Origin of the sequence: uncultured Stenotrophomonas sp. (assembly GCF_945952405.1) — a bacterium.
Lineage (GTDB): Bacteria > Pseudomonadota > Gammaproteobacteria > Xanthomonadales > Xanthomonadaceae > Stenotrophomonas.
In genome coordinates this window covers 127,396-151,298 of the sequence record NZ_CAMFIA010000011.1, presented here as the reverse complement: position 1 = coordinate 151,298, position 23,903 = coordinate 127,396, and the positions used below count along the sequence as shown (strand labels likewise).

General features: G+C 67.6%; 24 protein-coding genes. 15 read left to right on the top strand and 9 right to left on the bottom strand.

Annotated elements, in window-relative coordinates; all coding sequences use genetic code 11:
• Together Q0P60_RS13175 and Q0P60_RS13170 are read left to right on the top strand one after the other, a co-directional pair.
• A partial coding sequence (locus Q0P60_RS13175; protein ID WP_294994016.1) for a peptidoglycan DD-metalloendopeptidase family protein occupies positions 1-492 on the top strand: 492 nt, incomplete at its 5' end.
• 108 nt (positions 493-600) lie between these two features.
• Entirely contained in the window at positions 601-2,073 is a 1,473-nt protein-coding gene (locus Q0P60_RS13170; protein ID WP_294994013.1) for a S41 family peptidase, read from the top strand.
• A gap of 58 nt (positions 2,074-2,131) precedes the next feature.
• On the opposite strand, the gene Q0P60_RS13165 is transcribed toward Q0P60_RS13170, so the two are convergent.
• Entirely contained in the window at positions 2,132-2,824 is a 693-nt protein-coding gene (locus Q0P60_RS13165) for a rhomboid family intramembrane serine protease (RefSeq protein ID WP_019662230.1), read from the bottom strand.
• A 225-nt stretch (positions 2,825-3,049) separates the two neighbouring features.
• Here Q0P60_RS13165 and Q0P60_RS13160 point away from each other — a divergent pair, with 225 nt between their 5' ends.
• Positions 3,050-4,414 carry an outer membrane protein transport protein gene (locus Q0P60_RS13160; RefSeq protein WP_294994009.1) on the top strand — a complete coding sequence of 455 codons (1,365 nt, stop codon included), beginning with the start codon at positions 3,050-3,052 and terminating at the stop codon, positions 4,412-4,414.
• A 108-nt stretch (positions 4,415-4,522) separates the two neighbouring features.
• Complete coding sequence (pnuC, locus tag Q0P60_RS13155) at positions 4,523-5,095, top strand: nicotinamide riboside transporter PnuC (protein ID WP_294994006.1); 573 nt, start codon at positions 4,523-4,525, stop codon at positions 5,093-5,095.
• A 131-nt stretch (positions 5,096-5,226) separates the two neighbouring features.
• On the opposite strand, the gene putA is transcribed toward pnuC, so the two are convergent.
• Positions 5,227-8,445: a bifunctional proline dehydrogenase/L-glutamate gamma-semialdehyde dehydrogenase PutA gene (gene putA, locus Q0P60_RS13150; protein WP_294994004.1), complete on the bottom strand. Its 3,219-nt coding sequence runs from the start codon at positions 8,443-8,445 to the stop codon at positions 5,227-5,229.
• A 274-nt stretch (positions 8,446-8,719) separates the two neighbouring features.
• On the opposite strand from putA, the gene Q0P60_RS13145 reads away from it, so the two are divergent.
• From Q0P60_RS13145 to Q0P60_RS13120, 6 genes are read left to right on the top strand one after another with little or no spacing between them, the layout of a single operon-like run.
• A complete protein-coding gene (locus tag Q0P60_RS13145) occupies positions 8,720-9,196 on the top strand; it encodes a DUF2244 domain-containing protein (RefSeq protein ID WP_294994002.1) in 477 nt (158 codons plus the stop codon).
• 11 nt (positions 9,197-9,207) lie between these two features.
• A complete protein-coding gene (gene coxB / locus Q0P60_RS13140; RefSeq protein WP_294994000.1) occupies positions 9,208-10,152 on the top strand; it encodes a cytochrome c oxidase subunit II in 945 nt (314 codons plus the stop codon).
• A gap of 59 nt (positions 10,153-10,211) precedes the next feature.
• A complete protein-coding gene (ctaD, locus tag Q0P60_RS13135; protein WP_294993998.1) occupies positions 10,212-11,819 on the top strand; it encodes a cytochrome c oxidase subunit I in 1,608 nt (535 codons plus the stop codon).
• A gap of 8 nt (positions 11,820-11,827) precedes the next feature.
• Complete coding sequence (locus Q0P60_RS13130; protein ID WP_294993995.1) at positions 11,828-12,061, top strand: hypothetical protein; 234 nt, start codon at positions 11,828-11,830, stop codon at positions 12,059-12,061.
• On the top strand, positions 12,058-12,648 hold the full coding sequence (locus tag Q0P60_RS13125) for a cytochrome c oxidase assembly protein (RefSeq protein ID WP_294993992.1): 591 nt from the start codon (positions 12,058-12,060) through the stop codon (positions 12,646-12,648). The genes Q0P60_RS13130 and Q0P60_RS13125 overlap by 4 nt, the downstream gene beginning before the upstream one ends.
• Before the next feature lie 13 nt (positions 12,649-12,661).
• Positions 12,662-13,537, top strand: a complete 876-nt coding sequence (locus Q0P60_RS13120) for a cytochrome c oxidase subunit 3 (protein WP_005407793.1) — start codon at positions 12,662-12,664, stop codon at positions 13,535-13,537.
• Positions 13,538-13,557: 20 nt separating this feature from the next.
• On the opposite strand, the gene Q0P60_RS13115 is transcribed toward Q0P60_RS13120, so the two are convergent.
• On the bottom strand, positions 13,558-13,776 hold the full coding sequence (locus tag Q0P60_RS13115) for a twin transmembrane helix small protein (RefSeq protein WP_005407794.1): 219 nt from the start codon (positions 13,774-13,776) through the stop codon (positions 13,558-13,560).
• Between the two features lie 57 nt (positions 13,777-13,833).
• Between Q0P60_RS13115 and Q0P60_RS13110 the strand changes: the two genes are divergently transcribed.
• The 4 genes from Q0P60_RS13110 to cyoE all read left to right on the top strand — a co-directional run bounded on the left by Q0P60_RS13110 (position 13,834) and on the right by cyoE (position 17,299).
• Positions 13,834-14,550, top strand: coding sequence for an SURF1 family protein (locus Q0P60_RS13110; protein ID WP_294993987.1), 717 nt, complete (start codon positions 13,834-13,836; stop codon positions 14,548-14,550).
• A gap of 107 nt (positions 14,551-14,657) precedes the next feature.
• Positions 14,658-15,227, top strand: coding sequence for a hypothetical protein (locus Q0P60_RS13105; RefSeq protein ID WP_294993983.1), 570 nt, complete (start codon positions 14,658-14,660; stop codon positions 15,225-15,227).
• Positions 15,228-15,237: 10 nt separating this feature from the next.
• Positions 15,238-16,401: a COX15/CtaA family protein gene (locus Q0P60_RS13100; RefSeq protein WP_294993980.1), complete on the top strand. Its 1,164-nt coding sequence runs from the start codon at positions 15,238-15,240 to the stop codon at positions 16,399-16,401.
• Positions 16,402-16,405: 4 nt separating this feature from the next.
• A complete protein-coding gene (cyoE, locus tag Q0P60_RS13095; protein WP_294993977.1) occupies positions 16,406-17,299 on the top strand; it encodes a heme o synthase in 894 nt (297 codons plus the stop codon).
• Between the two features lie 229 nt (positions 17,300-17,528).
• On the opposite strand, the gene Q0P60_RS13090 is transcribed toward cyoE, so the two are convergent.
• From Q0P60_RS13090 to rpsU, 6 genes are all read right to left on the bottom strand, one after another.
• A complete protein-coding gene (locus Q0P60_RS13090; RefSeq protein WP_294993974.1) occupies positions 17,529-18,500 on the bottom strand; it encodes a bile acid:sodium symporter family protein in 972 nt (323 codons plus the stop codon).
• A gap of 28 nt (positions 18,501-18,528) precedes the next feature.
• Positions 18,529-19,029 carry a protein tyrosine phosphatase family protein gene (locus Q0P60_RS13085; protein WP_294993971.1) on the bottom strand — a complete coding sequence of 167 codons (501 nt, stop codon included), beginning with the start codon at positions 19,027-19,029 and terminating at the stop codon, positions 18,529-18,531.
• A 23-nt stretch (positions 19,030-19,052) separates the two neighbouring features.
• Complete coding sequence (gene dnaG / locus Q0P60_RS13080; protein ID WP_294993968.1) at positions 19,053-20,792, bottom strand: DNA primase; 1,740 nt, start codon at positions 20,790-20,792, stop codon at positions 19,053-19,055.
• Positions 20,793-20,853: 61 nt separating this feature from the next.
• Positions 20,854-21,798 carry a YihY/virulence factor BrkB family protein gene (locus Q0P60_RS13075; protein ID WP_294993965.1) on the bottom strand — a complete coding sequence of 315 codons (945 nt, stop codon included), beginning with the start codon at positions 21,796-21,798 and terminating at the stop codon, positions 20,854-20,856.
• 103 nt (positions 21,799-21,901) lie between these two features.
• On the bottom strand, positions 21,902-22,345 hold the full coding sequence (locus Q0P60_RS13070; RefSeq protein WP_005412032.1) for a GatB/YqeY domain-containing protein: 444 nt from the start codon (positions 22,343-22,345) through the stop codon (positions 21,902-21,904).
• A 127-nt stretch (positions 22,346-22,472) separates the two neighbouring features.
• Positions 22,473-22,688 carry a 30S ribosomal protein S21 gene (gene rpsU, locus Q0P60_RS13065; RefSeq protein ID WP_002808376.1) on the bottom strand — a complete coding sequence of 72 codons (216 nt, stop codon included), beginning with the start codon at positions 22,686-22,688 and terminating at the stop codon, positions 22,473-22,475.
• A gap of 166 nt (positions 22,689-22,854) precedes the next feature.
• On the opposite strand from rpsU, the gene tsaD reads away from it, so the two are divergent.
• Positions 22,855-23,880 carry a tRNA (adenosine(37)-N6)-threonylcarbamoyltransferase complex transferase subunit TsaD gene (gene tsaD, locus Q0P60_RS13060; protein ID WP_294993957.1) on the top strand — a complete coding sequence of 342 codons (1,026 nt, stop codon included), beginning with the start codon at positions 22,855-22,857 and terminating at the stop codon, positions 23,878-23,880.
• Positions 23,881-23,903: the final 23 nt, after the last annotated feature.

Sequence of the window (23,903 nt, the reverse complement as noted above, 5' to 3'; positions counted from 1 at the left end):
GCGGAGAAGGCCGCGGCCGAGCGTGCCGCGCGCCAGGCCGCCGCACAGGGCCGTCCACCGCCGCCGCCCACCAAGGTTCCGCCTGCGGTGGCGTCGGCGCCGGCGCCGAAGGTCGGTGGCCTGGGCTGGCCGTTGTCCGGCAACCTGCTGGCCCGTTATGGCGGCAAGCTGCCTGACGGCCGCACCAGCAGCGGCGTGCTGATCGGTGCGCCGGCCGGCAGCACCGTCACTGCGGTCGCCGACGGTACCGTGGTGTTCTCGGACTGGATGACCGGTTACGGCATGATCCTGATCGTCGACCACGGCAACGGCTATATGAGCCTGTACGCGCATAACGACACCCTGCTCAAGGATGCCGGTGCACGGGTCAGCCGCGGCGATGCCGTGGCCAAGGTCGGCAATTCCGGTGGCCAGGGCGTCACTGCGCTGTACTTCGAGCTGCGCCGTGGCGGGCAGCCGGTCAATCCGGACAGCTGGCTGCAGCGGCGCTGAATCCGGCGTCGCCGCGTGCACGGCGGATTCAACGGGAATTTAGCCGTGCTTCGCGCATAATCGGGCCATGTGCCTTGGGCACGATGCCAACGTCGACAGGAGTGATCCATGCGCGCAGCCCGTACCGCCACCCTCTTGCTGGCCCTGTTGCCAGCGCTGTCCTGGGCGCAGCAGACCGCGCCCGCCCCGAGCCAGGAAACCAGCGGGCAGACGGCGAACAGCGAGGAGGCGGTGACCTCGAAGGTGCCGCTGGAGGAAATCCGCCGCTTCGTGGCCGTATACAATGCGGTGCGCGCCGCCTATGTCGATCCGGTCGACGACAAGAAGCTGATGCAGTCCGCGGTGCGTGGCCTGCTGCTCGATCTCGATCCGCACAGCACCTATTTCAACAAGGAAGATGCGCAGGCCTTCGACGAGCAGGCCAATGGTGCCTACGAGGGCATCGGCGTGGAGCTGCAGCAGCAGCCGGACAACGCCAGCATGAAGGTGATCTCGCCGATCGACGACACGCCGGCGGCCAAGGCGGGCATTCTCGCCGGTGACCTGATCATCGCCATCGATGGCAAGCCGATCAGCGCGATCGATGCCAGTGAACCGCTGCGTGGCCCGGCCGGCAGCAAGGTGGTGCTGACCATCGTGCGTGCCGGCAAGCCCAAGCCGTTCGATGTCAGCCTTACCCGCCAGACCATCCGCGTGACCAGCGTGCGCAGCCGCCTGCTGGAGCCGGGCTACGGCTACATCCGCCTGAGCACGTTCCAGGCCGACACCGGTTCGGATTTCCAGAAGCATGTGCAGCAGCTGCAGAAGCAGTCCGGTGGGCAGCTCAAGGGCCTGGTGCTGGATCTGCGCAGCAACCCGGGCGGCCTGCTGACGGCCGCCGTGCAGGTGGCCGATGACCTGCTCGACAAGGGCAACATCGTCAGTACCCGCGGCCGCATCAGCATCAGCGATGCACGATTCGATGCGACGCCGGGCGACCTGCTGAAGGGCGCGCCGGTGGTGGTGCTGGCCGACGCCGGTTCGGCCAGCGCGTCGGAAGTGCTGGCTGGCGCGCTGCGCGACAACAAGCGCGCGCGCGTGGTGGGCAGCCGTACCTTCGGCAAGGGCTCGGTGCAGACCGTGCTGCCGCTGGACAACGGCGATTCGGTGAAGCTGACCACCGCGCGCTATTACACGCCCAGCGGCAAATCGATCCAGGCCACCGGCATCGTGCCGGACGTTGAACTGAAGCCCGCCGCGCGCCCGCAAGACGACGCGTTGCCGGCCAGCCTGAGCGATTACAGCGAAGCGACCCTGCCGGGCCACCTGCGCGGTGACGATGAAGGCACCGAGGGTTATCACGCCGGGGCGGTGCTGCCGGGTGATGGCCCGATCAACGATGCGCTGGCCGAACTGAAGAACCCGGGGTCGGTGGCGGCGCGGCTGAAGGCCGAAGCGGCCAAGGCGGACGCTGCCAGGGCGGCGAAGGCCGCGGCAGCCAAGCCTGAGGCGAAGCCGGAAGCCAAGCCCGAAGCCAAGCCCGAAGCCAAGCCCGAAGCCAAGCCGGACGCCAAGCCCGCCCCGGTGCCGGCCAAGCCCTGACGGTAGCGCCGGCGTTGGCACAGAGGGTGTCGGCCTGCGGCCGGCACCCGCCGCAGGGTCAGAACCCGTGCCGCTTGCGCAGCCGGCGGGCGATCGCGGCTCGCACGTAGACCCCATACACCACGCCGAACACGAAGCCCCCGATGTGCGCCCACCAGGCCACCATGCCGAAGCTGGGCCCGATATGGGCGAACACCACCTGCAGCGCGGCCCATACGCCGATCAGCAGATAGGCCGGGGCGCGCACGAACTCCAGGAACAGGCCGAGCGGGATCACCACGCCCAGCCGCGCCCCCGGGAACAGGGCCAGGTACGCGCCGATCAGTGCCGACACCGCGCCACTGGCACCGATGATGATCTGGTCGGGGCTGCCCATGGTGTAGATCGCCACCAGGTTGGACACCGCGCCGCCGACCAGGAACAGCAGCAGCAACCGCCACGGCCCCAGTACCCGCTCGGCGGGCAGGCCGAAGATCAGCAGGAACACCAGGTTGCCCAGCAGGTGCGACCAGTCGGCGTGCAGGAACAGCGCGGTGAACAGGCGCAGCACGCTGCCGTCCTGCAGCGTCGCCCACCAGTCCAGCGGGTGGGTCAGGCCGGTGGACAGGGCGCCCCAGTCCAGCCAGAGACTGCCGCGGGCGTCATCCGGGCGCGAGATCGACCACAGGAAGGCCAGCCACAGTGCCGCAAAGAGCACGGGCGTGGCCCAGCGCAGGGCCGCCTTCTTGCGCGACGGGAGGGAGACGAACATGGCATTAGCCTAGCGCGCGGGCGCCTGCGGCGGGGATTGTCCTGTTCAGCTTTTGAGACGAAAAAACCGCCTGTCCTGTTATTGTTTCATTAACAGCTCTGGGTAATACTCGCATACGGCGTCGTATGTCGGGAGGGGAATCCGGCGCGCTCCGAAGGGCCTCAAGGCCGCTCGGGCGCAGGCGCACTCAGAGCACCATCACCGCTTACCGGAGAGAGAACTACGATGCAAACCGCTTCCACCATTGCCCGACTGACCCTGCTGGCCGTCGGCGTTGCCGGTGCGCTGGCTGCTGCCGATGCCAACGCTGCCGCCTTCCAGCTGAAGGAAAACAGTGCCAAGGGCCTGGGCCGCGCGTTCGCCGGTTCCGGCAGCGCCGAGGGCGACGCTTCGATCATCGCCGTCAACCCGGCCGGCATGCGCCAGCTGGAAGGCACGATGATCCAGGGCGACGTCAGCGCCATCAGCTTCGGTGCCAAGTTCAAGGGCACCGGCCGCACCGGCGTCAGTGCACGTACCCCGAACGGCGCTCCGGCCCAGGGCGGCAACGGCGGCGACGCCGGCATGATCGCTCCGGTTCCGGCTGCCTATTTCCACATGCCGATCGGCGAACAGGCCCACTTCGGCGTGTCGCTGACCGCTCCGTTCGGCTTCAAGACCGAATACGACAACGGCTGGGTGGGTCGCTACAGCGGCCTGAAGACCGACCTGAAGGCCATCGACCTGGGCTTCGCCGCGTCGTATGACGTCAACCCGTACGTGTCGTTCGGTGCGTCGGTGTTCGTCGAGCACCTGACCATCGAGCTGACCAACGCCATCGACTACGGCGGCATCCTGGCGGGTCGCGTTCCGGGCTTCGCCCCGGGCAACGCGGATGGCACCCTGAAGATCGAAGGCGACAACAACGCCGTGGGCTGGACCGTTGGCGGCCTGTTCTCGATTGACGAGAACACCCACATCGGCCTGAGCTACCGTTCCAAGGTCAAGCACAAGATCACCGGCGGCGATGCCACCTTCGACGGTGCCGACCGCGCTCGTGCTCTGCTGACCAACTCGCCGGGCACGATCGGCTGGTTCATGAGCACCAGCGGCAAGGCCACGGTCACCATGCCGGCCTCGGCCACCCTGAGCGTGACCCACAAGGTCAACGACCGCTGGACCGTGATGGGCGACGTGACCCGCACCGCCTGGAAGACCGCGTTCGACAGCGTCACCGTCGACTACGCTTCGCCGCAGCCGGATTCGGTGCTGAAGTTCGGTTACCGCGACACCACCTTCGTGTCGCTGGGCGCCGACTACAAGCTGAGCGATACCGTCACCCTGCGCGGTGGTGTTGCGCTGGACCAGACCCCGACCACCGACGCCCACCGCGACGTGCGCGTGCCGGATACCAGCCGCAAGTGGCTGTCGCTGGGCGTGGGCTGGACCCCGTCGGCGAACACCGAGTACAACCTGGGTTACACCCACCTGTTCACCAGCGACCCGAACGTGTACGTGCCGGCTGGCACCAACAACCAGGGCAACTCGCTGACCGGCAAGTACAAGGTCCGCGGCGACGTGCTGGCTGCTTCGTTCCAGTACAAGTTCTGATCCAGGCGTTGGCCTGACGCAGTACCCGGAAGGCCCCGCGCAAGCGGGGCCTTTTTTTTCGGGGGCACTGGCCATCCACGCCTGGCGTGGATCCACGACAATAGGGCGATGAACCTGTCCGACCCGAATTTCCAGCTGGAGCTGGCCGCCAACATCGCCGTTGCCGGCTCGATCCTGCTGGCCGGCCGCAACAATGTGCACACCTGGTGGCTCGGCATCGTCGGCTGCGCGCTGTTCGCCGCTGTGTTCGAGCGCTCGCACCTGTATGCGGACATGGTGCTGCAGGTGTTCTTCATCGCCATCAGCGTGCTGGGCTGGTGGCAGTGGCTGCGTGGCGACCACGGTGCGCCCTTGCCGATCACCACGCTGCGACCTCGGGCCTGGACCTGGCTGGTACCGCTGGCGGTAGTGGCGACCTTCGGCTACGGCTGGATGCTGACCCGGCTGACCAACGCCTATGCGCCCTACATCGATTCGGCGGTGCTGGTGCTGAGCGTGATCGCGCAGATCCTGATGATGCGGCGCAAGCTGGAATCGTGGTGGCTGTGGCTGCTGGTCAACACCGTGGCCGCGCCGTTGTACTACAGCCGTGGCCTGCACCTGACCTCGATCCTGTACGTGGGTTTCTGGATCAATGCGCTGGTCGCATTGCGCCATTGGCGACAGCTGATGCGGGGGTAGAGCCGGGCCCATGCTCGGCTTGCATTGCTTGCCCGCCAGGAGCAGCCGAGCGTGGGCTCGGCTCTACAGCAGACGAGGCACAAAAAACCCCGCTTTCGCGGGGTTTTTCGTTTACCGGATCACTGCGGCGATCAGTCGCCCAGGGTCAGCAGCGAGGCGTTGCCGCCGGCGGCGGTGGTGTTCACCGTCACCGTCTTCTCGGTGGCGAAGCGCAGCAGGTAGTGCGGGCCGCCCGCCTTCGGGCCGGTGCCGGACAGGCCCTGGCCGCCGAACGGCTGCACGCCGACCACCGCGCCGATCTGGTTGCGGTTGACGTAGACGTTGCCGACGTGGACACCAGTGCTGATGCGGTCCACGGTTTCGTCGATGCGCGAATGCACGCCCAGGGTCAGGCCGTAGCCGGTGGCGTTGATCTGGTCGATCACCGCATCCAGCTGGTCGCCCTTCCAGCGGATCACGTGCAGGATCGGCCCGAACACTTCCTTGTGCAGCTGGCCGAGGTCCTTCAGTTCATACGCACGCGGTGCGAAGAAGGTGCCATTGGCGGCCTCGCTGGACAGTTCGGCGGCGGCGATCAGGCGTGCCTCACGGTCCATGCGAGCGGCATGGTCCTGCAGCAGCTTCAGCGCGTCGGCGTCGATCACCGGGCCGACGTCGGTGGACAGCAGGCCGGGGTTGCCGACCTTCAATTCCTTCATCGCACCGGCCAGCATGGTCATCACCTTGTCGGCGATGTCGTCCTGCACGAACAGCACGCGCGCGGCCGAGCAACGCTGGCCGGCGGAAGTGAACGCCGAACCGATGGCGTCCTTGACCAGCTGTTCCGGCAGCGCCGAGGAGTCGGCGATGAAGGCGTTCTGGCCGCCGGTCTCGGCGATCAGCACGCCGATGGCGGCGTCACGGGCAGCCATCGCGCGGTTGATCGCACGGGCGGTCTCGGTGGAGCCGGTGAAGGCAACACCGGCCACGCGCGGGTCGGCGGTCAGCGCCGCACCCACGGTGGCGCCGTCGCCCGGCAGGAACTGCACCACCTCGGCCGGCACGCCGGCGTCGTGCAGCAGCTTCACCGCGTAGTAGCCGATCAGGTTGGTCTGCTCGGCCGGCTTGGCGATGACGCTGTTGCCGGCCGCCAGCGCCGCGGCGACCTGGCCCAGGAAGATCGCCAGCGGGAAGTTCCACGGGCTGATGCACACGAACACGCCGCGGCCGTGCAGCTGCAGCTCGTTGGATTCACCGGTCGGGCTCGGCAGCTTCTCGGCGTGGCTGAACTGCTCGCGCGCCTGCTTGGCGTAGTAGCGCAGGAAGTCCACCGCTTCGCGCACTTCGGCGATGCTGTCGGGCAGGCTCTTGCCGGCTTCCTTCACGCACAGTGCCATGAACTCCGGCATGCGCGCTTCCAGCTGGTCGGCGGCGTGTTCGAGGATGGCGGCGCGGCTGGCGGCCGGGGTGCGGTTCCAGGCCGGCTGCGCGGCCACGGCATTGGCCAGCGCCTTCTGCACGGTGGCGGCATCGGCGGCCAGCCACTGGCCAACCACCTCGCGGGTGTCGGCCGGGTTGGTCACCGGCAGCGCGGCGCCGGCCGGGTTGGCACCCGGCACCAGCGGCGCGGCCTGCCACGGCTTCACGGCGGCGTTGATCTGCTCGGCCAGGGCGCGCAGTTCGTTGTCGTTGGCGAGGTTGGCGCCCATGGAGTTCTTCCTGTCGTGGTTCTGGCTGCGCAGCAGGTCAACCGGCAGCGGGATCTTGGGGTGCGGAATCGATGCGAACGAAGCGACCATCTCGACCGGATCGCGGATCAGGTCGGCGATCGGCACGCGCTCGTCGGTAATGCGGTTGACGAAGCTGGAGTTGGCGCCGTTTTCCAGCAGGCGGCGCACCAGGTACGGCAGCAGGTCTTCATGCGAGCCGACCGGGGCATACACGCGGCAGGGCAGGCCGAGGCGATCGGCCGGCACCACTTCGGCGTACAGGTCATCGCCCATGCCGTGCAGCTTCTGGTGCTCGTACACGCCACCGTTGGCAATGCTGCGCACCGCGGCGATGGTGTGCGCGTTGTGCGTGGCGAACATCGGGTAGATCGCGTCGGCGTGGGTGAACAGGCGCTTGGCGCAGGCCAGGTAGGAAACGTCGGTGTTCTGCTTGCGGGTGAACACCGGGTAGCCCGGGTAGCCTTCGATCTGCGCGCGCTTGATCTCGGCATCCCAGTAGGCGCCCTTGACCAGGCGGACCTGCAGGCGGCGACCGGCGCGGCGTGCCATGTCGGCCAGATGGTCGATCGTGTACGGGGTGCGCTTCTGGTAGGCCTGCACGACCACGCCGAAGCCATCCCAGCCGGACAGCGAGGCATCGGAGAAGACCTGCTCGATGATGTCCAGCGACAGTTCCAGGCGATCGGACTCTTCCGCGTCGACCGTGCAGCCGATGCCGTAGCTCTTGGCCAGCTGCGCCAGTTCAAGCACGCCCGGAACCAGGTCCTTCAGCACGCGCTCGCGCTTGGCGTGCTCGTAGCGCGGGTACAGCGCCGACAGCTTGATCGAGATGCCCGGCGCGTTGTTGACGTCGCCGTCGGCGCGGCCACCGCGTGCCTTGTGGTCACCACCGATGGCGTGGATCGCACGACGGTAGTCTTCCAGGTAGCGCAGCGCGTCCTTCATGGTCAGCGCGCCTTCGCCCAGCATGTCGAAGGAGTAGCGGTAGCTGGCGTTGTCGCCCTTGTGCGAGCGCGACAGTGCTTCGCTGATGGTGCGGCCCATGACGAACTGGTGGCCCATGATCTTCATGGCCTGGCGCACGGCCAGGCGCACCACCGGCTCACCGACGCGACCGACCAGGCGCTTGAACGCGCTGGGCGCATCGGCGCGGGTGGCGTCGTTCATCTGCACCAGCTTGCCGGTCAGCATCAGGCCCCAGGTGGAGGCGTTGACCAGCACCGAGTCGCTGCCGCCCAGGTGCTTTTCCCAGTCGGCGTCGGCCAGCTTGTCGCGGATCAGCTTGTCGGCGGTGTCCTGGTCCGGAATACGCAGCAGCGCTTCGGCCACGCACATCAGCAGCACGCCTTCTTCGCTGCCCAGGTCGTACTGGCGCATGAAGGCTTCGATCGCGCCCTGGTCCTTGGCGCGCACGCGCACGCGGCCGACCAGGTCGGCGGCCAGCGCCTGCACCTTGGCCTGCTCGTCGGCGGGCAGGCGGGCCTGCGCCAGCAGCTCGCGGACGTGGCTGGCCTCGTCCTTCAACCAGGCATCGGTGATGGCCTGGCGGAACGGGTTGGGGGGCGCCGGCAGTTCCGGCGACAGCAGCGCGCCGGGACGCGGGGCGTCGCTGGCGGCAGGGGAGGAGGAAGGTGCGTTCATGCCGGTCCGGCCAGTGGAAAACTTGGCGATTTTAATCATTTTTGCGGCCACAGGAAGTGCCTTGCGGGCCCCTTCGTGAAGCGCTGATAGCCCCTAACTGCGGTGGGTTCAGCGTGTTCAGCAGGCTCGACAGCATTTGTGCTGAATTCGTCATTCGTGCCGCCGACCTCATGCTGTGTTGCAGCATCGGAAAAAGTGTGAATGCACCCTTGCTACGGGCGAGAGGGCAGGGCTACCATCGAGACGTTTCCCGCGGCAGGAACGCGGTTGCGACATGATCGAGGTGCTTACAGCTCCGGATGGGTCAGGTACGCAGCTGCGGCTGCGTCCCCCACGGGCGCTCGATGCCCGGCAGTTCGTCCTGTTGTTCACCGTGTTGTCGGGAGCGATGTGGCTGGTGTCCGCCCTCGGGTGGTTGGCCGGCAATGCATTCGCTCCCCTGTTCGCGCTGCTGTACAGCCTGGTGCTGGCGGCGGCGCTGCGTGCCTTGTGGCGCAGTGGTGAACGGCAGGAGGAGATCCGGGTAGTGCCGGCGTACGTGGAGGTCATCCCCGTACCCGGTGGATCGCCGGTGTTCCGGGCCCACCCGCACTGGGTGCGCCTGCTCACCGACGATGAGAGGGTCCGGCTGGCATCCAGCGGCCGGCAGGTGGAGGTGGGGAGTTTCCTCGCGCCGGCCGAACGTCAGACGCTCGCAGAGACACTTGAAAGCTTGCTCGCCGCCAGCGATGGCGGCAACCGACGACGCTAAGGGTCTAGGCAATGAAGCAAAGCAGCAGGTGGGGCACGAAGTGCGTCAACGCGGCCATCACAGTGATGGCCGGGGGACTGATTCCGGCATTGGCCTGGGCCCAGGCGGCCGATCCCAAGCCGTGGCAGCTGAACATGGGCAAGGGGGTCACCCAGACCTCGCGCCTGGCCTGGGAATCGAACAACCTCTCGCTGATCATCTGTACGGTGATCGGCGTCATCGTGTTCGGTGCGATGGCCTATGCCATCTTCAAGTTCCGCAAATCCAAGGGCGCGGTCGCCGCCACCTTCAGCCACAACACCAAGGCCGAGGTGATCTGGACGGTGATCCCGGTGATCATCCTGATCGTGATGGCCTGGCCGGCCACGGCCAACCTGATCAAGATGTACGACACCCGCGATGCCGAGATGACGGTCAAGGTCACCGGCTACCAGTGGATGTGGAAATACGAATACCTCGGCGAGAACGTCACCTTCACCAGCCGCCTGGACCGCGAGTCCGACCGCGTGCGGCAGAGCGGCATCGTGCCGACCCGTGAGAGCCATCCGCACTACCTGCTGGACGTGGACAACCGGCTGGTGCTGCCGGTCGATACCAAGGTGCGCTTCGTGATCACCTCCGACGACGTGATCCATGCCTGGTGGGTACCGGCGCTGGGCTGGAAGCAGGACGCCATTCCCGGCTTCATCAACGAAGCCTGGACCAGCATCGAGCAGCCCGGCGTCTACCGCGGCCAGTGTGCCGAGCTGTGCGGCAAGGACCACGGTTTCATGCCGATCGTGGTCGAGGCGGTGTCCAAGGAACAGTTCAAGCAATGGCTGGCGCAGCGCAAGCCGGCCCCGCCCGCAGCCCCTGCGGCACCGGTTGAGCCGGCCGCACCTGCGGCGGAGACACCCGCTGCACCGGCCGCGGCGGACACCGGCAGCGCGCCTGCCCCCGCCGCCAGCGGAGCGTGATGTAAAGCCCGCGGCCGCTCGCGGCCGTGGTGACAACCGATTCTGAGAGGTGTTTTGCAATGGCGCACTCGGCAGTTGGGCACGACGATCACCATCACCACCCGAGCTTCTTCGAGCGTTGGTTCTTCTCGACCAACCACAAGGACATCGGCACGCTGTACCTGGGTTTCAGCTTCATCATGTTCATCATCGGTGCGGCGATGAGCGTGGTGATCCGGGCCGAGCTGGCGCAGCCGGGCCTGCAGTTCGTCAAGCCCGAGTTCTTCAACCAGATGACCACCGTGCATGCGCTGGTGATGATCTTCGGCGGCGTGATGCCGGCCTTCGTCGGCCTCGCCAACTGGATGATCCCCTTGCAGATCGGCGCGCCGGACATGGCGCTGCCGCGCATGAACAACTGGTCGTTCTGGCTGCTGCCGGTGGCCTTCAGCCTGCTGCTGCTGACCCTGTTCCTGCCGGGTGGCGCGCCGGCCGGTGGCTGGACGCTGTACCCGCCGCTGTCGTTGCAGGGCGGCTACAACGTCGCCTTCAGCGTGTTCGCGATCCACGTAGCCGGCATCAGTTCGATCATGGGCGCGATCAACATCATCGCCACCGTGCTGAACATGCGGGCGCCGGGCATCGATCTGCTGAAGATGCCGATCTTCTGCTGGGCGTGGCTGATCACCGCCTTCCTGCTGATCGCGGTGATGCCGGTGCTGGCCGGTGCAGTCACCATGCTGCTGACCGACAAGTTCTTCGGTACCAGTTTCTTCAACGCCGCCGGTGGTGGTGACCCGGTGATGTACCAGCACATCTTCTGGTTCTTCGGCCATCCCGAGGTCTACATCATGATCCTGCCCGCCTTCGGCGTGGTCAGCGAGATCATTCCGACCTTCAGCCGCAAGCCGCTGTTCGGCTACCAGGCGATGGTGTACGCCACCGCCGCGATCGCGTTCCTGTCGTTCATCGTCTGGGCCCACCACATGTTCACCGTGGGCATGCCGCTGGGCGGCGAGATCTACTTCATGTTCGCCACCATGCTGATCTCGATCCCGACCGGCGTGAAGGTGTTCAACTGGGTCAGCACCATGTGGCGCGGCTCGCTGACGTTCGAGGCGCCGATGCTGTGGTCGGTGGCCTTCGTCATCCTGTTCACCATCGGTGGTTTCTCCGGCCTGATGCTGGCCATCGTGGCCGCCGACTTCCAGTACCACGACACCTACTTCGTGGTTGCCCACTTCCATTACGTGCTGGTCACTGGCGCGGTGTTCGCGCTGATCGCCGCGGTCTACTACTGGTGGCCGAAGTGGACCGGGCGCATGTACAGCGAGAAGTGGGCCAAGGTGCATTTCTGGTGGTCGATCGTGTTCGTCAACCTGCTGTTCTTCCCGCAGCACTTCCTCGGCCTGGCCGGCATGCCGCGCCGCATTCCGGACTACAGCGTGGCCTTCGCCGACTGGAACCTGATCAGCTCGATCGGCGCGTTCGGCATGTTCGTCACCCCGTTCATGATGGCCGCGATCCTGCTGTCGTCGCTGCGCAATGGCGAGAAGGCCGAGGCCCGTTCCTGGGAGGGCGCGCGCGGCCTGGAGTGGACGCTGCCGTCGCCCGCACCGGCGCATACCTTCACCACGCCGCCGACCATCCGCCCGGGTGATCTGGCCCACGACGACATCACGCATTGAGGTGGGGCATGCATAACGAAAGCCCGATCGCCCCTTGTAGAGCCGAGCCATGCTCGGCTGAAGCCGCGTCGCGAACCCTGGAGCAGCCGAGCATGGCCCGGCGCTGCAACAGCGAAAGCGAAGCCCGGAACCCGGGCCTCGAGCAGCAGCGCCAGCGCGCGCGGCGCACCGCGATGTGGGTCGGCGCCATCGCCGTGCTGGTCTACGCCGGCTTCATCCTCAGCGGGGTGATCGGCCGATGAGCGAGGCACCGGCCAGTCCCCCGTCACGCAGTGCCGGGCTGCCACGCCTGATCGGCGTGGCGGTGGCCGTGTTCCTGCTGACCTTCTCGCTGGTGCCGCTGTACCGCATCGCCTGCGAAAAGGTGTTCGGCGTGCGCCTGGAGCGCGGCCCGGGCGGCGAAGCCAGTGCCGGCGCGGCCGCCGGCAAGCGCACCGTGCGCGTGGAGTTCGATGGCGGTGTCAATTCACGCCTGCCGTGGTCGTTCCATCCCGAGCAGCTGACCATGGACGTGGTGCCGGGCGAGCTCAACGAAGCGCTGTACTTCGCCCGCAACGACAGCCGCCAGGCGGTGGTCGGCAGCGCGGTACCTTCGGTGGCCCCGGCGCGCGCATCGGGCTTCTTCAGCAAGACCGAGTGCTTCTGTTTCACCGCGCAGACGCTGCAGGCCGGCGAGAAGCGCGACATGCCGGTGCGCTTCATCGTCGATCCGGACCTGCCGCCGGAAATCAAGACGATCACCCTGTCCTACACCTTCTACCGCAACGATGCGTTGTCCGATCGGCTGGCCCCGGCCGCCACCTCGGAAGGCGCACACGCCGCACCCTGACCCGGATACCGACATGGCCCAGACACCGACCGACGCCAACGTGTACTTCGTCCCGGCCCAGAGCAAATGGCCGTTCGTGGGCTCCATCGCAATGATGGTGACCATGGTCGGCGTGGCCAGCTGGCTCAACGATGCCAGCTGGGGACGCTGGACGTTCTACATCGGCATCGCGATGCTGGTGCTGACCCTGTTCTGGTGGTTCAGCGACGTGGTGCGCGAGTCGCAGGCCGGCAACTACAACCACCAGGTCGACGGGTCGTTCCGGATGGGAATGATCTGGTTCATCTTCTCCGAGGTGATGTTCTTCGGTGCCTTCTTCGGCGCGCTGTTCTACACCCGCAATCTCGGCCTGTCATGGCTGAGCGGCGAAGGCCGCGGGGTGATGACCAACGAACTGCTGTGGCAGGGCTATTCCGCCGGCTGGCCGACCAATGGCCCGGCCGCGATCGGTGGCGCGTTCCAGACCATCCCGGCCTGGGGCCTGCCGCTGATCAACACGCTGATCCTGCTCACGTCCGGCGTGACCCTGACCATTGCCCACCACGCACTGAAGGCCGGCAACCGCCGCCAGCTGCTGATCTGGCTGGGCCTGACCGTGGTGCTTGGCCTCGGCTTCCTGACCCTGCAGGCGGAGGAGTACATCCACGCCTACAAGGAGCTGAACCTGACGCTGGGTTCGGGCATCTATGGGTCGACGTTCTTCATGCTGACCGGCTTCCACGGCGCACACGTTCTGCTCGGCACGATCATGCTGATCGTGATGTGGCTGCGCTCGGCCAAGGGACACTTCACCCGCGACAACCATTTCGGTTTCGAAGCCGCCGCGTGGTACTGGCACTTCGTCGACGTGGTGTGGCTGATGCTGTTCCTGTTCGTCTACGTGCTCTGACTGTGCCGGCGCTGGCGGCGTCAGCCGCCGATGCCATGCGGTTTGATCCAGCCCATGTAGATGCTCACGATCACCAGCAGGATCAAGGCCACCGACACCGAGATGCGGCGCGTCAGTGCGTTGACCGTGCGCTTGGTCTGGCCGCGGTCGACCAGCAGGTAATACAGGCCGGCGCCCAGATTCCAGACGATGACGATCAGAAACGCGATTACCAGCAGGGTCTTCAGCGAATCACTCATGCGCGGCTCGAGGGCAGGGTGGATGCGCCTATCTGACCGCGTTTGCACGGACTTGTCATGATGCGCCAGCACACACGCCTGCTCGGATGGCTGCTGGCCCTGCTGGCGATGGCCGGATTCACTGCGCTGGGGCTGTGGCAGCTGCAGCGCATGCATGCCAAACAGGCAATGTTGGATGCGCAGGGTCCAGCTGCAGCGCAGGTGCTGACCCTGGCGCAGGCACTGGCGGCGCCGGGCGCGTTGCACGGCGTGGCCGACCACGGCCGCTTCCTGCCCGGCGTGGTGCTGCTGGACAACCAGACCCGGCATGGCCGCGCCGGAGTGAAGATCTACCGCCCGTTCCGCAGTGACGATGGCAGCGTACTGCTGGTTGATCTCGGCTGGCGCGCGCTGCCGCCGGATCGCACCCTGCCGGAGGTGCCGGCGCCCCCTTCGCCGGTGGCGGTGCGCGGACTGCTGGCGCCGCCGCCCTCGGCGGGCCTGGCACTGGGGCCGGCGTTCTCGGCCACCGGTGCAGCCGGGCGCTGGCTGGCCAGCCGGCTGCCGGCGCAGGGGCTGGCCGGCGCGCTCGGGCTGCCGGCGTTGCCCGAGCGCGTGCTGCGGCTCGATCCGGCGCTGCCATTCGGCGATGAGCGCGACCTCGACCTGCTGCCGAACACGCTGCCGCCGCAACGCCACCTGGGCTACGCCGTGCAGTGGTTCGGGCTGGCGCTGACCGTGCTGGTGGTCGCGCTGGTGCTGGAGCGGCGCAGGAGGCGCCCGATTGCCCAGTAGTGCCGGCCGCTGGCCGGCTCCGCTGGTTTCCTGGATGCCGGCCAGTGGCCGGCGCCACCGGGGCACCCCACCCGCATCCCTTTCCCAACCATGAGAAAATGCCCCGCATGAACACTGCTACGTCCCCGCAGGCGCGCGGCTCCGGCCGCCGGACCCTGGTGCTGCTGTTTGCCGTGTTCTTCGGGGCGATGGCGCTGGCCGCCGTGCTGCGCTTTTCCGGCTGGCAGCCGACCGCGCACCGCAATGCCGGCCAGCTGCTGAAGCCGCCGGTGGACCTGCGCCAGCAGGCGCCGACCCTGGCCAGCGGCCAGCCCTACCCGTGGAATCCCGAGGCCCGTACCTGGCGCTTGCTGGTGGCGCCGGGCGGCGCCTGCGACGCGCAGTGCGTCACTTTGTCGCAGGGACTGGGCAAGGTGTGGCAGCTGTTCGGCCATAACGCCGATAATGTCGAGATCCTGTGGCTGGGTACGCCACCGGCGTCGATCGCCTCGCTGCCCGCGCTGCGGCCGCTGGCTCCGTCGCCAGCCCTGCGCGCGGCGTTGCCGGGCGTCGATGATCCGGCGGGACTGCCGGTCTACGTGATCGATCCGAACGGCTTCGTGATCATGCGCCATGCCCCGGGTTCCGACCTCGGGGGCCTGCGCAAGGACATGGCCACGTTGCTGAAACTGAAGTGAGTCCCGTTTGATGAGCCTTTCCGCGCGTCCGGCGCTGCACCGCAATTTCCACCGCCTGGCGTGGTTCGCCATGATCATGACCGCGAGCACGATCATGTTCGGTGCCTTCGTTCGCCTGTCCGATGCCGGCCTGAGCTGCCCCGACTGGCCGACCTGCTATGGGCAGGCCACCTGGCCGCAGCACGTGGAAGAAACCCTGGGCCACCCGGCGGCGGAGATCCGCCCGCTGGAGACCCACAAGGCCTGGCGCGAGCAGGTGCACCGCTTCCTGGCGGGTGCGCTGGGCATCGAGATCCTGACCCTGGCCCTGCTGGCCACGCGCAAGCGCCGTTTCGGAACCACGGCGGTGGTGACCGCCTGCGTGCTGGTGGCCGCCGGCATACCGCTGTACATGATGGGCTGGCATGCAACGGCCAGTGCCCTGGCCTTGATCGGCGAAGCGATCCTGCTGATCGCCGCGCTGCGCTGGAGCAACATCGACCTGGCACGGGCGGCCCTGCTGACGCTGGCGGTGGTGATCTTCCAGGCGCTGCTGGGCATGTGGACGGTGACCCTGCTGCTCAAGCCGATCGTGGTGATGGGCCACCTGCTGGGAGGCATGCTGATGTTCGCGCTGCTGGCCTGGATGGCCTGGCGCGCCACGCACCGGCCGATCACCCTGGCCGAGGCACCGAAGCTGAAGTGGCTGCTGCGCATCGGCGTGGCCGTGCTGGTCACCCAGATCGCACTGGGCGGCTGGGTCAGCGCCAACTATGCGGCGCTGGCCTGCGGTGGCGGCAGTGCCTCGCTGGACAACTTCCCGCGCTGTGCCAACCAGTGGTGGCCGCAGCACAACTTCGCCGAGGGCTTCACCCTGTGGCGCGGCATCGGCGTGGACTATGAAGGGGGCGTGCTGGACGGTGCCTCGCGCATTGCCATCCAGATGGCGCACCGCCTGTTCGCGGTGGTGGTGGCGGTCTACCTGCTGTGGCTGGGCGTGCGCCTGTTCCGCCTGCCGAGCATGCGTGGCTGGGCTAGTGCGCTGATCGCGCTGCTGCTGCTGCAGGTCACCCTCGGCATCCTCAATGTGAAGCTGGCGCTGCCGCTGGAAGTGGCAGTGGCCCACAACGGCGTGGCCGTTGCCCTGTTGTTCGTGCTGGTCAGCCTGCTGGCCCGCCTGCGTGCCCCGGACTGATTCCATGTTTTCCAATTACCGCCAGTACTGGGACCTGACCAAGCCCAAGGTCGTCGCCCTGATCGTCTTCACCGCCCTGGTCGGCATGGTCCTGGCCATCCCCGGTGTGCCCAGCTGGGAGCAGGTGCGCGCCGGCGTGCTCGGTTTCCTTGGTATCTGGCTGGCGGCGTCGGCCGCAGCCGCGATCAACCAGCTGCTCGACGCGCACATTGATGCGCAGATGGCGCGCACCTCGTGGCGCCCGCTGGTGGTGGGCAAGGTCAAGCCGTGGCAGGTGCTGGTGTTCGCCGGCGTGCTGATCGTGCTGTCGATGACCATCCTGGTGCTGTGGGTGAACCTGATCACCGCGGTGCTGACCTTCGCCTCGCTGATCGGCTACGCGGTGATCTACACCGTGTACCTGAAGCGCGCGACCTCGCAGAACATCGTCATCGGCGGCCTGGCCGGCGCCATGCCGCCGATGCTGGGCTGGGCCGCGGTGACCGGCATGCAGGGGTCGTCGGACTGGGCGTACTCGTCGCTGCTGGTGCTGATCATCTTCATCTGGACGCCGCCGCATTTCTGGGCGCTGGCGATCTTCCGCCGCGAGGACTACGCCAAGGCGGAGATCCCGATGCTGCCGGTGACCCATGGCGTGGTGCACACCCGCAAGCAGATCATGGTGTATTCGGTGGTGCTGGCGCTGGTCTGCCTGCTGCCGTACCTGGTGGGCATGAGCGGAATGTTCTACCTGGGCGGCGCGATCGTGCTCAACGCCGTGTTCCTCTGGTACGCCTGGCGCATGCTGGACCCGCCGGACGAGCTGTTCTCGATGAAGATGTTCTATTACTCCATCGTCTACCTGATGGCGCTGTTCGCCTTCCTGCTGGTCGACCACTGGATCCTGCCCTGGTTGTGACCTCGGGGTCGGATCCCCGAAGGGGCTCTGACCTCCTCTGATACCGGACGCATCCACGCATGGCGTGGATCTACTTCTGGATCCAGGGTCGGATCCCCGAAGGGGCTCTGACCCCGTCTGATATCGGGCGCATCCACGCATGGCGTGGATCTACTCCGGATCTCAGGCGTCAGCCGAGCATGGGCTCGGCTCTACAGTAGATCCACGCCATGCGTGGATGGATTCCGGCTCAGGGCTTGCGCCTGGCGTAGCGCTGCGCGATCACGCCGCAGACGATCAGCTGGATCTGGTGGTAGATCATCACCGGCAGCACGATGGCGCCGAGGCTGCCACCGGCGAACAGCACCTTGGCGATCGGCACGCCGGTGGCCAGGCTCTTCTTCGAGCCACAGAACACGATGGCGATCTCGTCCTCGCGGCCGAAGCGCAGCCGGCGGGCGATGAAGGTGATCAGCGGCATGGCGATGCCCAGCAGCACCGCGGCCACCACCGCCACGGCCAGCAGCGACAGCAGCGGGGTCTTGCTCCAGAGCCCCTCGGTGACGGCTTCACCGAAGGCCGAATACACCACCAGCAGGATCGTGGCCTGGTCGGTGTAGCGCAGCAGCGCGCGCTGCCGCTCGACCCAGCCGGCAATCCACGGCCGCAGCAGGTGGCCGGCCACGAACGGCACCAGCAGCTGCAGCATGATGCCGCCGATCGCATGCAGCGGGTCGTGCACGCCGCCGGACGTGCCGGCCAGCGCGGTCAGCAGCAGCGGGGTCAGGAACACGCCGAGGATGCTCGACAGCGAGGCGCTGCATACCGCTGCGGGCACGTTGCCATGTGCCATCGAGGTGAATGCGATCGATGACTGCACGGTGGAGGGCAGGGTGCACAGGAACAGCACGCCGAGGTACAACTCCGGGGTCAGCAGCCAGCCCGACAGCGGCTTGAACATCAGCCCCAGCAGCGGGAACAGGATGAAGGTGCAGGCCAGGATGGTCAGGTGCAGCCGCCAGTGCAGCATGCCGCCGATGATCGACTCGCGCGGCAGGCGCGCGCCATGCAGGAAGAACAGCGCGGCGATGGCGATGGTGGTGACATCGTCGAGGACGATGGCGGCGGCGCCCTTCATCGGCAGCAGCGAGGCCAGGCCGACGGTGCACAGCAGGGCGAGGGTGAAGTTGTCCGGTCGCAGGCGCGACCACCAGCGGGTCATGGCGGGCAGGGTCCTTGGTGCGGAGGGGTCAGGGCGAAGCGGCTGGCAGGTCCAGGCGCTGGCGGGTGGCGGCTTCCAGGGAGGTCAGGCCGGCACGCTGGCCGAGCTGCAGCGCCTGTTCGGCGCTGGCGTGTTCGTAGCGTGCATTGACCAGGCCGAGCACGGCACCGGCGCGGTTGCCGGAGGCGCAGTGCAGCAGCACCGGGCCCTGGCTCTGCTGCAGGGCCTGATGCACGGCGCGGATGTTGGCCGCGTCCAGGCCTTCGGCGCCCGCCACCGGAATGCGCACGTAGCGCAGGCCGAGCGCTTCGGCGGCGCGGGCTTCATCGAAGCCGCGCTCCTCGCCGGGCTGGCGCAGGTCGATCACGGTGCGCACGCCCTGCGTGGCCAAGGCCCGCAGCTGCTCGGCGCTGGGCTGGCCACCGCTATACAGGCCGGGGCGGACTTCGGGCAGGGCAGGGGCTTCGGCCCAGGCAACCCGGGGCAGGCAGAGCGACAACAACAGCAGGCAGGTCAGGCGCAGCAGCATGGTCTCTCCGCAGGGGGCTGCCGCTACAGGCGCAGTGTGGCGCGTGCCTTCAGCAGTTCGCGCAGTTCGTACTTGTCAGTATCGTCCAGACCCTGTTGGCGCTGCTTTGCCAACAATTCTTCCAGACGTTGCACCAGCAGCTGTTTCTCCAGCTGGGCGACGGCATCGTGCAGTTCCTGGGTCCACATCGCGTCGTCGCCGGGCATCGTCTGCGCCGCCAGCGTGTGCAGCGCGGCCTGCTCTTCACGCCCATCGAAGTGCTCCAGCAGGGCGCCGGTGCTGATGTCCGGACGCTGCTCGACCAGGCCCAGCAGCTCCAGCAGCAGTTCCACGCCGGGCAGGCGCAGGCCCTGGAAGTGGTGCTTGCCGCCCAGCGTCAGGCCCAGCGACGGCTGCTGCAGCAGCACCGCGATCGCGCCGCGCACCAGGCTGCGCTTGGCCACCGGCTGGATCGTGCGTGGCGGCTGCCGTTGCGGCATCGCCGGGCGCGTGGCCTGGGCGTTGCCACCAAGGCCGGTCAGCTGCGCCAGCTGCTGCTTCATCAGGTCGCCGAAGGCACCGTCGGGGATCTGCGCCAGCATCGGCTTGGCGCGCTCGGCCAGGCGCGCCTTGCCATCGAGCGTGCCGAGGTTGATCTCGCGGGTCAGCTCGTCGAAGAAGAACTGCGACAGCGGCGTGGCCTGCTTCAGGCGTTCGTCGAAGGCCTCGGCGCCTTCCTTGCGCACGATGCTGTCCGGGTCCTCGCCATCGGGCAGGAACAGGAAGAACGCCTGGCGGCCATCCTTCATGCGCGGCAGTACCGACTCCAGCGCCTTCCAGCCGGCGCGGCGGCCGGCGGCATCGCCGTCGAAGCAGAAGAACACGTCCGGCGCGTTGCGGAACAGCAGCTCGGCATGGTCCGGCGTGGTCGCGGTGCCCAGTGTTGCCACCGCCTGGGTGACCCCGAACTGGAACAGCGAGACCACGTCCATGTAGCCCTCGACCACGATCAGCCGCTCGATCTTCTGGTTGGCCTGGCGCACCTGCCACAGGCCGTACAGCTCGCGGCCCTTGTGGAACAGCGCCGTCTCGGGCGAGTTGAGGTACTTGGGGCCGTCGTCCTTCTCGAACACGCGGCCACCGAAGGCGATCACCCGGCCACGACGGTCGAAGATCGGGAACATCACCCGGTCGCGGAACTTGTCGTAGACGTGGCCGCGGTCGTTCTTGGAGAACAGGCCTGCGCGGTCGAGCAGCTTCATGCGCCGCTCGTCCTTGCCCAGTGCATCGCGCAGGCCGCTGTAGCCGTCCGGTGCGTAGCCGATCTGGAAGCGCGCGCGGTTGGCTTCATCCACGCCGCGGCCATCGAGATAGCTGCGCGCCTTGTCGCTGCCTTCCAGGTTCTTCTGGAAGAACTTGGTGGCGGCGTCCAGCGCCGAGTACAGCTCGCGGCTGTCGTCCTGCTGCTGGGGGCTGCGCGGGTTCTCGTTGCGTGGCACTTCCATGCCGGCGCGCTTGGCCAGCTCATCCACCGCGTCGAGGAACTCGAGGCGGTCATAGTTCATCAGGAAGCTGATCGCGGTGCCGTGCGCGCCACAGCCGAAGCAGTGATAGAACTGCTTGGTCGGCGAGACCGTGAACGATGCCGAGCGCTCGTCGTGGAACGGGCAGCGCGCCGCGTACTCCTTGCCCTGGCGCTTCAACGGCACGCGACTGCCCACCACCTCGACGATGTCGGTGCGGGCCAGCAGGTCGTCGATGAAAGCGTCGGGGATACGGGCCATGGGCAACAGGGCAGGGCGCGGCCGCCAGGGCGCGCAGCAGGGGCGGCAGATTCCCCCTAGTTTACTCGCTGGCGGCGCCGGGGCCGGGCTGATGCGCGTCGAGTTCGGCCGTGGCCAGCTGCGCCCGTGCCTCCAGGCGCTCGTCGATCACCGCCGTCATCAGCGCGCCGACGAAGAACACGGCGGTGGCGTAGTAGATCCAGACCAGCGAGATCACCAGCGCGCCCATCGAGCCGTAGGCGCTGCCCGGGGCCACGGTGGCGATGTAGAGGCCGATGCCATAGCGGCCGAGGGTGAACAGCACCGAGGTGATGGCGCCGCCGATGAAGGCCTGGCGCCAGGCCACGCGGCGGTCCGGCAGGTAGTGGTAGAGGAAGGCGAAGGCCATCGCATACAGCAGCAGCGAGGTCAGGTAGCCGATCGCGGGCAGCACCGAGGGCAGCTGCGCGAACACCACCTGCAAGGCGGTGGTCGCGGTCATCGACAGGATCAGCAGGAAGCCCAGGGCCAGCACCACGCCGAACGAGAACACGCGCTTGCGCAGCCAGGCCTTGACGCCTTCCAGGCGCTGGCCGCTGGTGTGGAAGATCCGGTTCAGTGCGTTCTGCAGCTGCGCGAACACCGCCGTGGCACCGACGAACAGCAGCAGCGTGCTCCACAGCCCGGCCAGCGAACCGACGCTGGGCTGGCTGTTGGCGTTGTGCAGTACGGTGTCGGCGACGCTGGCCACGCTGCTGCCGGCCACCGAGCCGATCTGGCCGATCAGGGCCTGCTGCGCGGGCGGGTACAGCGAGGCGGTCAGCCACAGCAACAACACCAGCAGCGGTGCCATCGACAGCAGGGCGTAGAACGAGACCGAGGCGGCCTGGGTCAGCACGTCGATTTCAACGAAGCGCTTGGCGACGGCCATCGGGAAACTGGCCTGCAGGCGCTCGGCGTAGTGGCGCAGCCGCGCAGGGATACCGTGGGGACGCGTGTCGGCAGGGGCGTGCGATTGCTCGACCATGGGGGTGTTGTAGCAGCCGGAGGTCGAAGGGACGGTGAAGCGGGTGCATCGATGGGGTCAGAGCCCTTTCGCGCGGCGAAAGGGATCCGACCCCGGCCATGGCTCAGGCCAGCAGCTGCTTGACCAGCTTGGAGACCAGGCCCATGTCGGCCTGGCCAGCGAGCTTGGGCTTCAGTGCGCCCATCAGCTTGCCCATGTCGGCCGGACCGGACGCACCGGTTTCGGCGATGGCGGCCTGGATGGCGGCGACGATCTCGGCTTCGCCCATCTTGGCCGGCAGGTAGGCTTCGATGACCACGATCTCGGCGCGCTCGATCTCGGCCAGGTCTTCGCGGTTGGCGGCTTCGTACTGACTGACCGAGTCCTTGCGCTGCTTGACCATCTTGTCGAGCACGGCGATCACCGCGGTGTCGTCCAGCTCGATGCGCTCGTCCACTTCACGCTGCTTGATGGCGGCGTTGATCAGGCGGATCACGCCCAGCTTGTGCTTCTCGCCCGCCTTCATGGCGGCCTTCATGTCTTCGGTGAGCTGCTGCTTCATGCTCATGAGGAACCTCGTAGTGGTGGTGGGGCGGATGCCCGGACCCGGAAACGCAAAAAGCCGGCGACGCTCGCGCGTGCCGGCTTCGGCTCCATCGCGACAGGCAGGCCCGCCGCAATGAAGATGCGTCCGATCAGTACAGGCGCTGACGCTTGGTGACGTCGCGCGACGAGCGGCGCAGCTGACGCTTCACAGCAGCGGCGGCCTTGCGCTTGCGCTCCTGGGTCGGCTTTTCGTAGAACTCGCGCTTGCGGGTTTCGGCCAGCACACCGGCCTTTTCGCAAGTGCGCTTGAAGCGGCGAAGAGCAAACTCGAAGGGCTCGTTCTCGCGGACTTTGACGCTGGGCATGGAATCTCCGGGACACAGTAGAACCGGGTCACGCCCGGCGAGCCGCACATTATAGCGGCGAAACGACAAACTGCAAGCGTCCAACCCTGAATACGGGCCGGGGGTTCGAAAGCAGTGAGATCTGCACGTCCCCCGAGGGGGCGGCAGGGGCGTCATAATAGCAGGCATGCGAGTCCTTGGCATCGAATCTTCCTGTGATGAGACCGGCGTGGCGGTGTATGACACCGACCTGGCCGGCAGCGCGGCCCTGCGCGCCCATGCGGTCTACAGCCAGATCGCCCTGCACGCCGAATACGGTGGTGTGGTGCCCGAGCTGGCCAGCCGCGACCACGTCCGCAAGCTGTTGCCCTTGGTGCGCCAGACCCTGGCCGAGGCCGGCCTTGGCGTGGGCGACATCGATGGCGTGGCCTATACGGCCGGCCCCGGCCTGGTCGGCGCGCTGCTGGTGGGGGCGGGCGTGGCCCGCTCGCTGGCCTGGGCGCTGGAGGTGCCGGCAGTGGGCGTACACCATATGGAAGGCCACCTGCTGGCCCCGCTGATGGAGGACGATCCGCCGCAGGCCCCCTTCGTGGCGCTGCTGGTGTCCGGTGGCCACACCCAGCTGGTGGCGGTGGACGCGATCGGCCAGTACCGCTTGCTGGGCGAGACCCTGGACGACGCGGCCGGCGAGGCCTTCGACAAGACCGCCAAGCTGATGGGCCTGCCGTACCCGGGCGGCCCGCAGCTGGCCCGGCTGGCTGAGCAGGGCACGCCGGGCGCGTACCGCTTTGCGCGGCCGATGACCGATCGGCCGGGGCTGGATTTCAGCTTCTCCGGCCTGAAGACCCAGGTCCTGATGGCCTGGCGGGACAGTGACCAGAGCGAGCAGACCCGCGCCGACATTGCGCGTGGCTTTGAAGATGCGGTGGTCGAGACCCTGTCGATCAAGTGCGAGCGCGCGCTGGAGGCGGCCGGGACCAACGTGATCGTGGTGGCCGGCGGCGTCGGTGCCAACAAGCGCCTGCGCGCGCGCCTGCAGCAGATGGCCGAGCGGCTGGGCGGACGGGCCTGTTTCCCGCGCCCGGCACTGTGCACCGACAACGGCGCGATGATCGCCTTCGCCGGTGCGCTGCGCCTGCAGGCTGGCCAGCACAGCCCGCCGAAGGTGGATGTGACCCCACGCTGGGACATGGCGACCCTGCCGGCGGTGTAAGCGGCGGCGGCTGGCGTCGGGCA